Origin of the sequence: Micromonospora sp. NPDC050495, assembly GCF_040655175.1 — a bacterium.
Classification (GTDB): Bacteria; Actinomycetota; Actinomycetes; order Mycobacteriales; family Micromonosporaceae; genus Micromonospora.
Genome location: NZ_JBFAJK010000003.1, coordinates 179,249 through 194,132, shown reverse-complemented (window position 1 = coordinate 194,132; position 14,884 = coordinate 179,249). Strand labels below are relative to the sequence as shown.

Here is a 14,884-nt window from a genome sequence, read left to right as displayed (position 1 = left end):
GGCTCCCGCCGCCGGTAGGGTGAGCCTCGTGATCGTGGCTGTCGGCATCGACGTGGTGCTGGTGGACCGGTTCGCCCGGTCCCTGGCGCGCACGCCGCTGCTCGCCGATCGCCTGTTCACCGAGACGGAGCGCTACACCCGCACCGGTCACCCGCGCTCGGCGGAGTCGATGGCCGCCCGCTTCGCGGCCAAGGAGGCGGTGGCCAAGGCGCTCGGGGCGCCGGCCGGGCTGAACTGGCACGACTGCGAGGTGGTGGCGGACCCGGCCGGCCGGCCCTGGCTGACCGTCGCCGGCACGGTGGCGGCCGCCGCGGCCGAGCGCGGGATCAACCACTGGCATCTGTCGCTGTCGCACGACGGCGGGATCGCCTCGGCGATGGTGGTCGCGGAACGCTGAGTCGACCGGCGGGCCGGCTGGCCCGACCGGAGGGATACCGACGGGACGGGGTGGCATGGGACCGGTGTGGCGGGTCGCGGACGTACGTGCGGCGGAGGCCGGCCTGATGGCCACCCTCCCGCCCGGGACGCTGATGCAGCGGGCCGCCGCCGGGCTGGCCCGCCGGTGCGCGCTGCTGCTCACCGACCGCTTCGCCCCGCACCGGCCGGGCCGCGGTGCCGCGAGCGGGGTCTACGGCGCCCGGGTGCTGCTGCTGGTCGGCTCCGGGGACAACGGCGGCGACGCGCTCTACGCGGGCGCGCGGCTGGCCCGGCGGGGCGCGGCGGTCGCCGCCCTGCTGCTCACCCCGGGCCGGGCACACGCCGAAGGGCTGGCCGCGTTCCGGGCCGCCGGTGGGCGGGTGGTCGACCGGCCGCCGGCCGTGGTGGACCTGGTGCTCGACGGCATCGTGGGGATCGGCGGCACCGGTGGGCTGCGGGAGACCGCCGACCAGCTCGCCGCGAGCCTGGCCGGGCGGATCGGACGGGACGGCGCGCGCGCCACGGTGGTCGCGGTCGACGTGCCCAGCGGCGTGGTGGTGGACACCGGCCACGTGCCGCTGACCGACTCCGGCCGGCCCTGCGCGGTGCCCGCCGACGTGACGGTGGCCTTCGGCGCGCTGAAGCCGGCCCTGGTGGTCGGCCCGGCCGCCACGCTCGCCGGCCATGTCGAGCTGGTCGACATCGGTCTGGGCCCGTGGCTGCGGGCGGCGCCGGCGCTGCGCGTCGTCGAACGGTCGGACGTCATCGACTGGTGGCCCCGGCTCGGCCCGTCGTCGGAGAAGTACAGCCGGGGGGTGGTCGGGGTGGCGACCGGCTCGGCCACCTATCCGGGCGCGGCGGTGCTCTCCGTGGGCGGCGCGCTGGCCGGCCCCACCGGCATGGTCCGGTACGCGGGCGGCGCCCGGGCGGAGGTGCTGCACCAGCATCCGTCGGTGATCGCCACCGGGCGGGTCGCCGACGCGGGCCGGGTGCAGGCCTGGGTCTGCGGCTCCGGGCTGGGCACCGGCGAGGAGTCCGTGGCCGAGCTGCGCGCGGTGCTGGCCGCCCCGGTGCCGGTGGTGCTCGACGCGGACGCGCTCACCCTGCTGGTCGACGGCAAGATGGCCGACCGGCTGCGGGACCGGGACGCCCCGATCGTGGTGACCCCGCACGACCGGGAGTACGCCCGGCTCTGCGGCGAGACTCCGGGGGCGGACCGGGTGGCGGCGGCGCAGCGGCTGGCCGCCTGGATGAACGCCGTGGTGCTGCTCAAGGGGGACCGCACGATCATCGCCACCCCGGACGGCCGGGCGTACGTCAATCCGACCGGCACCCCGGCGCTGGCCACCGGGGGCACCGGGGACGTGCTGGCCGGGCTGCTCGGCTCGCTGCTCGCCGCCGGGCTGGCGCCCGAGCGGGCCGCGGCCGGGGCGGCGTACCTGCACGGGCTGGCCGGCCGGGAGGCGGCCCGCGGCGGTCCGGTGACCGCGCCCGACGTGGCGACCGCCCTCCGCCCGGTGATCGCCGGCCTGGGCTGACCGCGCCACCGGCCGGCCCGGCCGCGCGGCTCAGGGCCACGGAGATCACCGGCGGAAGTAGGCTGGGAGCATGTGGCAGTCGGAGGTGCGCGTCGACCTGGACGCGATCCGGGAGAACGTGGCCCGGCTCAAGTCGGGCACCAGCGCTGAGCTGATGGCGGTGGTGAAGGCCGACGGCTACGGCCACGGCATGGTGCCGGCCGCCCGGGCGGCCCTCGACGCGGGCGCCGACTGGCTCGGGGTGTGCACCCTCGACGAGGCGCTCGCCCTGCGCCAGCAGGGCGTCAGCGCGCCGGTGCTGGCCTGGCTGCTCGCCCCGGGCCTGCCGCTGCACGACGGCGTCGCGGTCGGCGTGGACCTGGGCTGCGCCAGCCTCGCCCAGCTCGACGAGATGATCGAGGCGGGCCGGCGGGCGGACCGCCCGGCGCGGATCCACCTGAAGATCGACACCGGGCTGTCGCGCGGCGGCGCCACCGTCGCCGACTGGCCGGCGCTGCTGGAGGCTGCCGCGAAGGCCCAGGCCGACGGCCTGGTCGAGGTGGTCGGGGTGTGGAGCCACTTCGTGTACGCCGACTCGCCCGGCCACCCCACCACGGACCGCCAGCTGGCCGTCTTCCACGAAGGGCTGGAGATGGTGGAACGGGCCGGCCTGCGTCCCCGCTACCGGCACCTGGCCAACTCGGCCGCCACCCTGACCCGCCCGGACACCCACTTCGACCTGGTCCGGCCCGGTCTGGCCGTCTACGGCCTGTCGCCGGTCGCGGGCGAGCAGTTCGGGCTGCGCCCGGCGATGACCGCCCGGGCCCGGGTGCTGCTCACCAAGCGGGTCCCGCCCGGCACCGGCGTCTCCTACGGCCACACCTATCTCACCGAGGCCGAGAGCAACCTGGCCGTGGTCCCGCTCGGCTACGCCGACGGGGTGCCCCGGCACGCCTCGAACACCGGCCCGGTCCAGCTCGCCGGCAAGCGGCGGACGATCTCCGGCCGGGTCTGCATGGACCAGTTCGTGATCGACTGCGGCGACGACGAGGTGGCCGCCGGGGACGTGGCGACCCTTTTCGGCAGCGGTGCCGACGGCGAGCCCACCGCCGACGACTGGGCCGAGGCGGTCGGCACCATCAACTACGAGATCGTCACCCGCTTCGGTGGTGTGCGGGTGCCCCGGGTCTACGACGGCGAACGGCCGTGAGCGCGAGGAGTGAGCCGGGGTTGCGAGCCCCGCAGTCGCGAACAAAGGAGGCACCGTGAGTCCGCGGTTCCGGGTGCCCCGGCCGCGGACCGCCGCCGGCCGGGTGGCCGGGGTGGTCGGCGCCGCCGTCGGCGTCGCCGCCGCGGGGCTCGCCGCCGGCGTGGTGAGCGAGCGGGTCCTGGTCCGCCGGTTCAAGAACGACCCCACCGACCGGTACGCCGGCGAGGTCTTCGACCAGCAGCCGTACGACCGGGCGTTCCTGGTGGAGATGCCGGACGGCACCGACATCCAGGTGGAGGTGGTCGAGCCGACCCGGCCGGTCGCCGGGCACCCGACGGTGGTGCTGGTGCACGGCTTCTGCCTGGACATGGGGACGTTCCACTTCCAGCGCAAGATGCTCGCCGCCCGGGGTGACTACCGGGTCGTCGCGTACGACCAGCCCGGGCACGGCCGGTCGGGGCGGCTGGAGACCGGTGACTACGACCTGGCCACGCTGGGCGGGACGCTGCGTCGGGTGATCGACGAGGTGGTTCCGGAGGGTCCGCTGGTGCTCGTCGGCCACTCCATGGGCGGGATGACGATCATGGCGTTGGCCGAGCTGTACCCGGAGCTGTTCGGCGACCGGGTGGTCGGCACCGTGCTGATGGCCACCTCGGGCGGCCTGCTCGCCGAGACCAAGCTGGTCGCCCCGGCGCTGCTCGGCCGGGTCGGCGCGCCGGTGCTCTACATGATGAGCAACGCCACCCGGTACGGCGGCACGGTGATCGACAAGGCGCGGCAGTCCACCTCCAACGTCGCCTGGCTGCTCACCCGCAAGTACGGCTTCGGCACCCCGAAGCCGAGCGCCGCCCTGGTCTCGTACGTCGAGACGATGAACTCGCGTACCTCCGCCGACACGGTCACCCGGTATCTGCGGACCCTGGCCACCCACTCCCGGTTCCCGGCGCTGGCCGCGCTGGCCGGTACGCCGGTGCTGGTGATCGTGGGGGACAAGGACATGATCACGCCGGTGACCCACTCCGAGGAGATCGTCCGGCGGCTGCCGCACGCCGAGTTCGTCAAGATCCACGACAGTGGGCACGTGGTGATGCTGGAGCACGCCGACGAGGTGAACGCGGCGCTGCGACGGTTCCTGGAGGCGTTGTGACCGTGCTGGTGGAGCTGAAGACGGTCGACGACACCCACGACTTCGGCCGCCGGCTGGCCGGGCTGCTGCGCGCGGGCGACCTGCTGCTGCTCAGCGGCCCGCTCGGGGCCGGCAAGACGGCGCTGACCCAGGGCATCGGCGCCGGCCTGGGCGTACGCGGCGACATCACCTCGCCGACCTTCGTGATCGCCCGGGTGCACCGGCCCGACCCGGCCCGGGGCGGCCGGGTGACCCTGGTGCACGCCGACGCGTACCGGTTGGGGGAGTCCGCCGACCCGCGCGCCGAGATCGACGACCTCGACCTGGACGCCTCGGTCGACGAGGCGGTCACCGTGGTGGAGTGGGGCGAGGGCATGGTGGAGCAGTTGGTCGACGCCCACCTGCGGGTCCGGATCGACCGGCGGGACGACGACACCCGGGTGGTGAGCCTGGAACCGGTCGGTGGCGACTGGGCGCGCCGGCTGGCCACCCTGGACTGACGGCTGTCGTACCGGCTGCCTACAGTGCCGGGGACCGATCCGACCGCTGAAAGGCTGCCGATGCCCGACGACGCTCCCACCCTCGACCTGCTGGCGCTGCTGCCCGACGCCTGGCGCGCGGTGCTCACCCCGCACCTGGACCGGGCGCGCACCGCGGCGCTCGCCCAGTTCGTCGCCCGGGAGTACGCCGTCCGGACCGTCTTCCCGCCGGTCGAGGACCTGTTCTCCGCCTACCGGCTGTGCGACCCCGCGCAGACCCGGGTGCTGATCCTCGGGCAGGACCCGTACCACAAGGCGGGGCAGGCGCACGGGCTGAGTTTCAGCGTGCGCGAGGGGGTGACGGTGCCGCCGTCGCTGCGCAACGTCTTCAAGGAGCTGGCGGAGGACCTGGGCGTGCCGAAGCCGCGCAGCGGCAACCTGAACGGCTGGGCCGCGCAGGGCGTGCTGCTGCTCAACTCGGTGCTCACCGTCCGGGAGGCCACCCCCGGTTCGCACGCCAACCAGGGGTGGGAGGAGTTCACCGACGCGACCATCCGGGCCCTGGACGGCCTCGACCAGCGGGTGGTCTTCCTGCTCTGGGGCGGGTACGCCCGCAAGAAGGCCACCCTGGTCACCAACCCGCGGCACGTGGTGCTGGAGGCGGGCCACCCGAGCCCGATGAACCCGCGCGGCTTCCTGGGCAGCCGCCCGTTCAGCGCCGCGAACAAGGCCCTCGCCGACGCCGGGCTGCCCACCATCGACTGGGAGCGCTCAGCCGGCTGACCGGACGGCTGGCGCGGCGTCGGGTTTCAGCGGGCTGAGCCGAGCGCGGCCGGCGCGGTGCCGAGGCGTTGCCGGTGGCGGCGGAGCAGGTCGGCGGCGCGCCGGTCGGTCAGCTCCACCTCGATCAGCGGCTCGACCCGGTAGCTCCGGTCGCCGTGCCGGACCTCGACCGACTCCGGCAGCTCGTCGCACATGCGGGCCCGCAGCTCGCCGTGGCGGGTCTGCCAGCGGTGCTCGCCCGGTTCCGCCGGCTCGAGCCGCAACCCGCCCCACTCCTCCCAGCGGGCATTCCATCGCAGCCCGTACTCCCGCTCGAGAAAGGCGGTGAGGCGGGCCGCGTCCCGCCAGCGCACCGCGACCTCGACGGCCGCCACGGGTAGCGGGACGCCCTGGAGCAGCGCCGCCGTCGCCCCGGTCAGCACGTACGCCAGCTCGCCCAGGGCGTCGAGCGTCCGGTCCAACCCCAGCTCGTCGAGCCGCTCCGCCACCGGCCGTCCGGCCAGGCCGTCGAGCGCGGCGTCGAGGTGGCTGTCCAGCGGCTCCACCGCCAGCCGGAGCTGCCGCCCGAGCGCGGCGAAGAGTCGTTCCACCACCGGCAGGCTCGGCACCCGGTCGCCCCGCTCGATCCGGGCGACCGTGCCCTGGCTCAGCCCGGCCAGGTCGGCCAGGCGCCGCTGGGTGAGTTCCCGGCGCTCCCGCTCGGCCCGCAGCGCGGCGGCGATCTGCCGGGTCAGTCTGCTGTCAGGCATCCCTGAATGATGGACGGGCACTTTTCCGCGATATGCCTCTCCGTCATCTTTATGCCTCTGCGGCATACCGATAAAAAGTTCGGTGGCGGCTGGGCGCCCGTCACGCTCCGCGACGCCCACCGACCCACCGCCGACCCCGCTCCCGCCGGCCGAGCGGCCGCTCTCGCGCGGCCGGCTCGGCCTCGGGGGGAAGCCCGCCGGCTCGGCCCGCCGGGTCGGCGGGTGGGCGGGCTCGGCTCCGCGCGGGGTGCAAGCGGGGGGCGGCGGGCGAGCAGCTCACCGGTGGGCGTCTCCTGGGGACAGGCCGTGACCGGCGGTGACCGGAGGGCGGCTACTCTGGCTTACCGTGCTCGTACTCGTGGTGGACTCCTCGACGCCCGCGGTGACCGCGGCCCTGGTCGAGGTCTCGGCGGACGGCGTGGTGGCCCGCGCCCAGCGGTGCACCGTCGACGCCCGGGCGCACGGCGAACTGCTCGCCCCGCAGGTCGACGCGGTGCTGGCCGACGCCGGCGCCCGCCCCGCCGACCTGGCCGCGATCGTGGCCGGGCTCGGCCCGGGGCCGTTCACCGGGCTGCGGGTCGGCCTGGTCACCGCCGCCACCATGGGCCAGGTGCTCGACGTCCCCACCTACGGGGTCTGCTCGCTGGACGCGATCGGTCACCCGGCGGCCGCCGGCGAGCCGGTGCTGGCCGCGAGCGACGCGCGCCGGCGCGAGATCTACTGGGCCGTCTACGACGGCGCCGGCCAGCGGATCGCCGGCCCGAACGTGGACACCCCGGCGGTCGCCGCCGAGCGGGCCCGGGAACTGGCCGTCACGGTCGCGGTCGGTGACGGCGCCCACCGGTACGCGGACGTCCTCGGTCTGCCGGTCCGCGCCGAGCCGCGGTACCCGGACGCGACGGCGCTGGCCCGGCTCGCCGCCGAGCGGGTCCGCGCGGGCGCCCCCGGTGAGCCGCTCACCCCGCTCTACCTGCGCCGCCCGGACGCCGTCGCGGCCACCGGCCACAAGCCGGTCCTCCCGTGAGCGCGAGGAGTGAGCCGGGCTTGCGAGCCCCGCAGTCGCGAACAAAGGTGGCGCCGTGAGCGCGAGGAGTGAGCCGGGCTTGCGAGCCCCGCAGTCGCGAACAAAGGTGGCGCCGTGAGCGCGAGGAGCGAGCCGGGCCTGCGAGCCCCGCAGTCGCGAACAGAGGTGGCGCCGTGAGCGCGAGGAGTGAGCCGGGCCTGCACCTCGACCGGTTCCGCTGGTGGCACATCGAGCAGGTGCTGCCGATCGAGGCGGACGCCTTCGGCGCCGACCAGTGGTCCCCGGCGATGTTCTGGAACGAGCTGGCCAACGGGCACTTCTACCGGGTGGCCGTGGACGACGACGGCACGGTGCTCGGCTACGCCGGGCTGACCGTGGCCCTGCCCGACGAGGCCTGGGTGCAGACCATCGCGGTCCGCCGGGACGTCCAGCGGCGGGGCATCGGCCGCCTCCTGCTGGAGGCGTTGCTCGCCGAGGCGGCCCGGCTCGGGGCGCGCAGCACGCTGCTGGAGGTGGCCGCCGACAACGCAGCGGCGCAGCGGCTCTACGCGACGTACGGCTTCGAGCCGATCGGCGTGCGTCGCGGCTACTACCAATCGAGCAACACCGACGCGCTGGTCATGCAGCGCAACGAGGACTGACGAGCATGGCTGACGAACCCCTGATCCTCGGCATCGAGACCTCCTGCGACGAGACCGGGGTAGGCATCGTCCGCGGGCACACCCTGCTCGCCGACGCGCTGGCCTCCAGCGTCGAGGAGCACGCCCGGTTCGGCGGCGTGGTGCCCGAGGTGGCCAGCCGGGCCCACCTGGAGGCCATCGTGCCGACCATGGAACGGGCGTTGACCGAGGCCGGCGTGACGATCGCGGACATCGACGCGATCGCCGTCACCGCCGGGCCGGGCCTGGCCGGCGCGCTGCTCGTCGGGGTCGCCGCCGCCAAGGGGTACGCGGTCGCCGCCGAGAAGCCGGTGTACGGGGTCAACCACCTGGCCGCGCACGTCGCGGTGGACACCCTGGAGCACGGCCCGCTGCCCGCGCCGTCGATCGCCCTGCTGGTCTCCGGCGGGCACTCCTCGCTGCTGCGGGTGGACGACCTCGCCCGGGAGGTCACCCCGCTCGGCTCGACCATCGACGACGCGGCCGGCGAGGCGTTCGACAAGGTGGCCCGCCTGCTCGGCCTGCCCTTCCCCGGCGGCCCCTTCATCGACCGGGAGGCCCGCGCCGGCGACCCCGCGGCGATCGCCTTCCCGCGCGGGCTGACCGCCGCCAAGGACCTGGCCGGGCACCGGTACGACTTCTCCTTCTCCGGCCTGAAGACGGCGGTGGCCCGCTGGGTGGAGGCGCGGCAGCGGGCCGGCGAGCCGGTCCCGGTCGCCGACGTGGCCGCGTCCTTCCAGGAGGCGGTCTGCGACGTGCTGGTCGGCAAGGCCCTGGACGCCTGCCGGACCAGCGGCATCGATACCCTCGTGATCGGCGGCGGGGTGGCGGCCAACTCCCGGCTGCGGGCGATGGCCGAGCACCGGGCCGCGAAGCACGGCATCCGGGTGCGTACGCCCCGGCCGGGGCTCTGCACCGACAACGGGGCGATGGTGGCCGCGCTCGGCTCGCACCTGGTCGCCGCCGGCGTCGCGCCCAGCCGCCTGGACCTGCCCGCCGACTCGGCGATGCCGCTGACCGTGGTCAGCGTCTGAGGCGGAAGGGAGCGACGTGATCGTCCGGATGTGGGAGGCGAAGGCCGAGCCGTACGGCTTCGCGGACCTGATCACCTGGGTCTGCGAGACCGCGCTGCCCGAGTTCGAGCACGACCCGCTGCACCTGTCCAGCGAGGTGTTCTCCTCCACCGACCACCGGCTGGTGGTCATCTCGAAGTGGCGGAGCAGCCCCCGGGCCCTGCCGGAGCCGCCGGCCACCCTGGTCGCCCGCCCCCCGCACAGTTGGGACTTCACCCAGGTCGACCGCTGATCCGGCCGGCCGGGTGGCCGGAAACTGGTTGGCGCCCGCCCCGGCCCGGCACTTAGCGTCGGGTGGTCATGCGCTTCGCACCGGCCGGTAATCCCGGCACCCCCGACGCCCGGTCCGCCACCCGTTACCTGGTCTGGCTCGCCGGACGGCACCCGCTGATCTTCGGCGGCGCCATCGCCCTCGGGGTCACCTGGATGGTGGCCCAGGCACTGATGCCGGCCGCGGTCGGCCGGGCCGTCGACGCCGGCCTCACCCAGCGCGACCCGGACGCCCTGCTCCGCTGGGGCCTCGTGCTGCTCGGGCTGGGCGTCGTCCAGGCGATCGCCGGCATCCTGCGGCACCGCTACGCGGTGCACAACTGGCTCGCGGCCGCCTACCGGACCGTGCAGCTCACCGTGGAGGCCACCAACCGGTTAGGCGCCGCGCTGCCCCGCCGGGTCGCCGCCGGCGAGGTGGTGAGCATCGGTACGGCCGACATCGAGCACGTCGGCAGCGCGGTGGACATCACCGCCCGGGGCGCCGGCGCGGTGGTCGCCATCGGCACGGTGTCGGTGATCCTGCTCACCGCGTCGGTGCCGCTCGGTCTCGTGGTGGTGCTCGGGGTGCCGCTGCTCATGGCGCTGGTGGCGCTGCTGATCCGGCCGCTGCACCGGCAGCAGGCCGCGTACCGGGAGTCGACCGGCGAGCTGACCGCCCGGGCCGCCGACATCGTCTCCGGGCTGCGGGTGCTGCGCGGGGTGGGCGGCGAGCCGGTGCTGGGCGCCCGCTACCGGGAGCAGTCCCAGACGCTGCGCGCGGACGGCCTGCGGGTGGCCCGGGTGGAGTCGCTGCTCCAGGCGGCGCAGATCCTGCTGCCCGGCGTCTTCGTGGTGCTGGTGACCTGGCTCGGGGCGCGGTTCGCGCTGCGCGGCGAGATCAGCGCCGGCCAGCTCGTCTCCTTCTACGGCTACACCGCGTTCCTGGTCAGCCCGCTGCGCAACCTCACCGAGGCGGCCGACAAGCTGGCCCGGGGGCACGTGGCGGCCCGCCGGGTGGTGCGGCTGCTCCGCCTCGCCCCCGAGTTCACCGACCCGGCCCGCCCGGTGCCGGTGCCCGCCGGGCCGGGCGAGCTGGTGGACGTGCGGTCCGGGGTGGTGCTGCGGCCGGGCCGGCTCACCGCGCTGGCCGCCACCAGCCCCGAGGAGGCGGTCGAGATCGCCGACCGGCTCGGCCGGTACGCCGACGGGGACGTGACGCTGCACGGCGTACCGCTGCGGGACGTGGCGCTGGCGACGGTGCGCGAGCGGATCCTGGTGGCCGACAACGACGCGCAGCTCTTCAGCGGCACGCTCCGCGCCGAGCTGGACCCGCACGACCGGGGCGACCGCCCGGCGGTCGAGGCGGCGCTGGTCGCGGCGAGCGCGACCGACATCGTCGAGGCGCTCCCAGGCGGCCTGGACGGCGCGGTCGCCGAGCGCGGCCGGGAGTTCTCCGGCGGGCAGCGGCAGCGGCTGCGGCTGGCCCGGGCGCTGGTCGCCGACCCGGAGACGCTGATCCTGGTCGAGCCGACCAGCGCGGTGGACACCCACACCGAGGCGCGGATCGCCGACCGGCTGCCGGCGGCCCGGCGCGGCCGGACCACGCTGGTCTGCACCACCAGCCCGCTGATGCTGGGCCGCGCCGAGCACGTGATCTTCGTGGAGGACGGCAAGATGGTCGCCGAGGGACGGCACGACGAGCTGCTCGCCGCCGAGCCCCGGTACCGGGCCACGGTGAGCCGGGAGGAGGAGCGGTGAGCAACGCCCTGCCCGTCGCCGACGCGCGGCAGGTCCGCCGGTACGCCCGGGAGTTGGCCCGCCGGCACCCGCGCGCCCTGGCCGCCGCGCTCGGCCTGCACGCGCTCGCCGCGGCCGCCGGCCTGGTCGCGCCCCGGCTCCTCGGCGACCTGGTCGAGGGCATCTCGCGCGGGGTCGGCGCGGTCACCGTCGACCGGATCGCGCTGGCCATCGCCGGCTTCGTGATCGCCCAGTCGGTGCTGGTCCGCTTCGCCCACCTGGCGTCGGCCCGGCTCGGCGAGCGGGTCCTCGCGGAGCTGCGCGAGGAGTTCGTCGACCGGGTGCTCGCCCTGCCGCTGTCCACGGTGGAGCGGGCCGGCACGGGTGACCTGCTCACCCGCACCTCCCGGGACGTCGCGGCGCTGTCCCGGACGGTCCGGTTCGCCGCGCCGGAGACGCTGATCGCCGGGGTCACCGTGCTGCTGATCCTCGGCGCGCTGGTGTTGACCGGGCCGCTGCTGGTGCTGCCCTGCGTGCTCGTGGTGCCGCTGCTGGTGGCCGGCACCCGCTGGTACCTGCGCCGGGCGCCGGCGGGGTACCTGCGGGAGAACGCCGCGTACTCCGACATCACCGACGGGCTCAGCGAGACGGCCGAGGGGGCCCGGACCACCGAGGCGCTGCGCCAGCAGGCCCGCCGCCGGGCCCGCACGGCCACCGACATCCGCCGGTCGTACGCGGCCGAGTACTACACGTTGCGGCTGCGGACGGTCTTCTTCCCGATCGCCGAGGTCGGCTACCTGCTGCCGGTGGCCGGCACCCTGCTGCTCGGCGGCTGGTTCTACCTGAAGGGCTGGGCCAGCCTCGGGCAGGTCACCGCCGCGACCCTCTACGCCCAGCAACTGGTCGACCCGGTCGACCGGCTGCTGTCCTGGCTGGACGAGTTCCAGGTCGGCGGCGCCTCGCTGGCCCGGCTGCTCGGGGTGGCGGCCGAGCCCGCCGACCGGCCGGCGCCGGCCGGCGCCCCGTCCCCGGTGCGGCCCGCGGCGACCGACGGCCGGCTGGCCGCCCAGGACGTCCGGTACGCGTACCGGGCCGGCCACGACGTGCTGCACGGGGTGACCCTGGTGCCCCGGCCGGGGGAGAAGCTGGCCATGGTGGGCCCGTCCGGGGCGGGCAAGTCGACCCTGGGCCGGTTGCTGGCCGGGGTGCACGCGCCCCGGTCGGGCGCCGTGACGGTGGACGGCCGGCCGCTCACCGAGCTGCCCCTGGCCGACCTGCGCGGCCACGTCGCGCTGGTTAGCCAGGAGCATCACGTCTTCATCGGCACCCTGGCCGAGAACGTGGCGATGGTCCGTCCGGACGCCGACCCGCCGCGGATCCGCGCCGCGCTGGCCGCGGTCGACGCGCTGGACTGGGCGGCGGCGCTGCCGGACGGGCTGGACACCCGGGTGGGTGCGGGCGGGCATCCGCTCTCCCCGGCCCAGGCGCAGCAGCTCGCGCTGGCCCGGCTGGTGCTCGCCGATCCGCACACCCTGGTGCTCGACGAGGCCACCTCGCTGATCGACCCGCGGGCCGCCCGGGCCCTGGAACGCTCGCTGGCCGCGGTGCTGTCGGGCCGGACCGTCATCGCGATCGCGCACCGGCTCTTCTCGGCGCACGACGCGGACCGGGTGGCGGTGGTCGAGGACGGCCGGATCACCGAGCTGGGTTCGCACGACGAGCTGGTCGCGGCGGGCGGCTCGTACGCGGCCCTCTGGCGGTCCTGGCACGGCTGAGCGGGGTGGGCCGGCGCCCCCGGTCGACGCGGTCCGTCGTGCCGGGGGCGCCGGCCCACCACCTCACGTGCGGCGCAGGATGCGCCAGGTCGCGTAGCCGCCGGTGAGCAGGGCGAGCAGGAAGACCGCCCAGACCACGGTGGTGCTTACCTGCACCCCGCCACCGCTGCCGACGTTGGCCGCGGCGGCGGCGACCAGCGAGTCGCTCTGCGCCGGGGGCAGCGCGGCGGGCGGGAGCTGCTGCCAGCGGACCAGCCCGGTGCTCTCCAGCATGGTCATGTGGTCGTTGACGAACGTGTTGGCCTGCTCGGCGAGCTTGCGCACGATCGGGTCCCGGGTGCTCGCCCGGACCGCGCCGATCACCGGGAAGATCTTGCCGTGGGCGACCCGGAGCCGGGTCACGAAGATCTGGTCGAACCGGGCGCCGGTGGCGTTCTGCATCTCGGTGAGCCACCCCTGCTGCTGGGTGGTCGGTGTGGTCGGCAGGGTGGCGCCCAGCTTGTTCGCCGCCTGGACCACGAGCTGGTCCAGGACGGCGTGCTGGCGGGCGATCTCCGCGCCGATCTCGCGTACCCGCTTCGACTGGCCCTTCTCGGCGGCCATCTGACCGGCCGGCATCTCCCAGAGCCCGGCCAGCCGTACCCCGTTGAGCAGGGTCATGTCGGCGGCGTTGAGCTGCTGGCCGGGCGCGGGGGCGGCCATCGCCGTGCCGGGCAGCACGCCGATCCCCGCGACGAGCGCGAGCAGCAGCAGCGCCAGACGGCGGCGGGCGGATTCCAGCGGTGCCATGGTGGGGGTGCCTCCTCGGTCCGGACCGGTACGCGGATGTCGCGGACGGCCGCACCCGCCGGCCGCCCGTCCGCACACTGGTACGGATCACGGCCCCGATCAGTTCAGCCGGCGTCCAGGGGGTCGGCGAGGAGGCGTTCGAAGGCCAGCTCGGCGGCCCCGATGAGGGCCGCGTCGTCGCCGAGCATCGGGGTACGCAGCCGGACGTGTTCGAGACAGGCCGGCAGCCCGTTGGAGTTGAGCCGGCTGCGCACCTGGGCGGCGGCGGCCAGGTAGAGGTCGCGCATGGTGCCGCCGAAGATGACCATTTCCGGGTTGAAGATGTTGACCAGGTTGGCCACGCCGAAGCCGAGCCAGTCACCGGCCTGCCGGACGGCGGTCTGGGCCCGGGCGTCGCCCCGGTCGGCGGCGTCGAAGACGGCCACCAGCGCGTCCCGGCCCCGGGCGTCGGACCAGCCGGCGGCCCGGAGCAGCCCGTGCTCGCCGATCTCGGTCTCCCAGCAGCCCCGCCGGCCGCAGTCGCAGCGCATCCCGTCGCGAACCACCACCATGTGGCCGACCTCGCCGCTGTAGCCGCCGTGCCCGGTGAGCCGCCGCCCGCCGGCGATGATGCCGGCCCCGACGCCGACGTCCCCGTAGAGGTAGATGACGTTGTCGCAGCCGGCGGCGACGCCCCGGGCGTGTTCGGCGTAGGCGGCCACGTCCGCCACGTTGCCGACCGTGATCGGCACGTCGGTGCCCAGCTCGGCGGCGAGGGCCGCGCCGATCGGCTCGTCCACCCAGCCGGTGGTGGGGCTCAGCCGGACCAGCCCGTCCTCCCGGCGGACCATGCCGCAGACGGCCGCTCCGGCGCCGACGCAGACGGAGCCCGGCGGCACCGACTGGTGCATCTCCTTGACCGCGCCGGCCAGCAGCGGGGCGGCCTCGCCGGCGACCAGGTTGCGCGGCCGGTCCAGTTCCCGGCGGTCGAGCACCTCACCGCCGAGTCCGACCCGCGCGGCCCGCAGCCGGTCCACCTCGACGCTGTACGCGTACGCGTAGACCCGGGCCGACGCGGGCCGGACGACCAGCGACGGTCGTCCGGCCCGGCCGGTCTCCTTCGGCGTCCCCTCGCTGACCAGACCGGCGCCGGCCAGGTCGGCGGTCAGCGCGCCGATGGTGCTGCGGTTGAGCCCGAGCGCGGTGGTCAGCTCGGCGCGGCTGGTGGCACCGTGCACGTGGACGTAGCGGAGCAGCGCGCCCAGGTTCTGCCGGCGGATCTCGTCCTGGCTCGGGCCCGCGCGCATCGCCAACGCCA

General features: G+C 75.7%; 15 protein-coding genes. 12 read left to right on the top strand and 3 right to left on the bottom strand.

Going from position 1 to position 14,884, the window contains the following annotated elements; genetic code table 11:
• The first annotated feature begins 28 nt into the window (after window positions 1-28).
• From AB0I11_RS06075 to ung, 6 genes are all read left to right on the top strand, one after another.
• Window positions 29-397, top strand: coding sequence for a holo-ACP synthase (locus tag AB0I11_RS06075; RefSeq protein ID WP_046562860.1), 369 nt, complete (start codon window positions 29-31; stop codon window positions 395-397).
• A 55-nt stretch (window positions 398-452) separates the two neighbouring features.
• Complete coding sequence (locus AB0I11_RS06070) at window positions 453-1,955, top strand: NAD(P)H-hydrate dehydratase (RefSeq protein WP_357314172.1); 1,503 nt, start codon at window positions 453-455, stop codon at window positions 1,953-1,955.
• 70 nt (window positions 1,956-2,025) lie between these two features.
• Window positions 2,026-3,144: an alanine racemase gene (gene alr, locus AB0I11_RS06065; protein WP_357314169.1), complete on the top strand. Its 1,119-nt coding sequence runs from the start codon at window positions 2,026-2,028 to the stop codon at window positions 3,142-3,144.
• Window positions 3,145-3,199: 55 nt separating this feature from the next.
• Window positions 3,200-4,291: an alpha/beta hydrolase gene (locus tag AB0I11_RS06060; RefSeq protein ID WP_357314166.1), complete on the top strand. Its 1,092-nt coding sequence runs from the start codon at window positions 3,200-3,202 to the stop codon at window positions 4,289-4,291.
• Window positions 4,288-4,770, top strand: a complete 483-nt coding sequence (tsaE, locus tag AB0I11_RS06055; protein WP_357314164.1) for a tRNA (adenosine(37)-N6)-threonylcarbamoyltransferase complex ATPase subunit type 1 TsaE — start codon at window positions 4,288-4,290, stop codon at window positions 4,768-4,770. The genes AB0I11_RS06060 and tsaE overlap by 4 nt, the downstream gene beginning before the upstream one ends.
• A gap of 60 nt (window positions 4,771-4,830) precedes the next feature.
• Complete coding sequence (gene ung, locus AB0I11_RS06050; protein WP_357314162.1) at window positions 4,831-5,532, top strand: uracil-DNA glycosylase; 702 nt, start codon at window positions 4,831-4,833, stop codon at window positions 5,530-5,532.
• A 26-nt stretch (window positions 5,533-5,558) separates the two neighbouring features.
• On the opposite strand, the gene AB0I11_RS06045 is transcribed toward ung, so the two are convergent.
• Window positions 5,559-6,281 carry a helix-turn-helix domain-containing protein gene (locus AB0I11_RS06045; protein WP_357314160.1) on the bottom strand — a complete coding sequence of 241 codons (723 nt, stop codon included), beginning with the start codon at window positions 6,279-6,281 and terminating at the stop codon, window positions 5,559-5,561.
• Between the two features lie 346 nt (window positions 6,282-6,627).
• On the opposite strand from AB0I11_RS06045, the gene tsaB reads away from it, so the two are divergent.
• From tsaB to AB0I11_RS06015, 6 genes are all read left to right on the top strand, one after another.
• Entirely contained in the window at window positions 6,628-7,305 is a 678-nt protein-coding gene (gene tsaB / locus AB0I11_RS06040) for a tRNA (adenosine(37)-N6)-threonylcarbamoyltransferase complex dimerization subunit type 1 TsaB (protein WP_357314157.1), read from the top strand.
• 197 nt (window positions 7,306-7,502) lie between these two features.
• A complete protein-coding gene (gene rimI, locus AB0I11_RS06035) occupies window positions 7,503-7,946 on the top strand; it encodes a ribosomal protein S18-alanine N-acetyltransferase (RefSeq protein ID WP_357314461.1) in 444 nt (147 codons plus the stop codon).
• Window positions 7,947-7,951: 5 nt separating this feature from the next.
• On the top strand, window positions 7,952-8,998 hold the full coding sequence (gene tsaD, locus AB0I11_RS06030; RefSeq protein ID WP_357314155.1) for a tRNA (adenosine(37)-N6)-threonylcarbamoyltransferase complex transferase subunit TsaD: 1,047 nt from the start codon (window positions 7,952-7,954) through the stop codon (window positions 8,996-8,998).
• A 16-nt stretch (window positions 8,999-9,014) separates the two neighbouring features.
• The gene (locus AB0I11_RS06025) at window positions 9,015-9,269 is read left to right on the top strand and encodes a hypothetical protein (protein ID WP_357314152.1); all 255 of its coding nucleotides are present in this window, start codon (window positions 9,015-9,017) and stop codon (window positions 9,267-9,269) included.
• Between the two features lie 68 nt (window positions 9,270-9,337).
• On the top strand, window positions 9,338-11,044 hold the full coding sequence (locus tag AB0I11_RS06020; RefSeq protein ID WP_357314150.1) for an ABC transporter ATP-binding protein: 1,707 nt from the start codon (window positions 9,338-9,340) through the stop codon (window positions 11,042-11,044).
• The gene (locus AB0I11_RS06015) at window positions 11,041-12,798 is read left to right on the top strand and encodes an ABC transporter ATP-binding protein (protein WP_357314148.1); all 1,758 of its coding nucleotides are present in this window, start codon (window positions 11,041-11,043) and stop codon (window positions 12,796-12,798) included. Before AB0I11_RS06020 ends, AB0I11_RS06015 begins: the two co-directional genes overlap by 4 nt.
• Before the next feature lie 63 nt (window positions 12,799-12,861).
• Here AB0I11_RS06015 and AB0I11_RS06010 read toward each other — a convergent pair whose 3' ends face one another.
• Together AB0I11_RS06010 and AB0I11_RS06005 are read right to left on the bottom strand one after the other, a co-directional pair.
• Window positions 12,862-13,587 (bottom strand): DUF4142 domain-containing protein, encoded by a 726-nt coding sequence (locus AB0I11_RS06010; RefSeq protein WP_357314145.1) that lies wholly within the window; start codon window positions 13,585-13,587, stop codon window positions 12,862-12,864.
• Between the two features lie 104 nt (window positions 13,588-13,691).
• A complete protein-coding gene (locus AB0I11_RS06005; protein WP_357314142.1) occupies window positions 13,692-14,873 on the bottom strand; it encodes an ROK family protein in 1,182 nt (393 codons plus the stop codon).
• Between the last annotated feature and the right edge of the window lie 11 nt (window positions 14,874-14,884).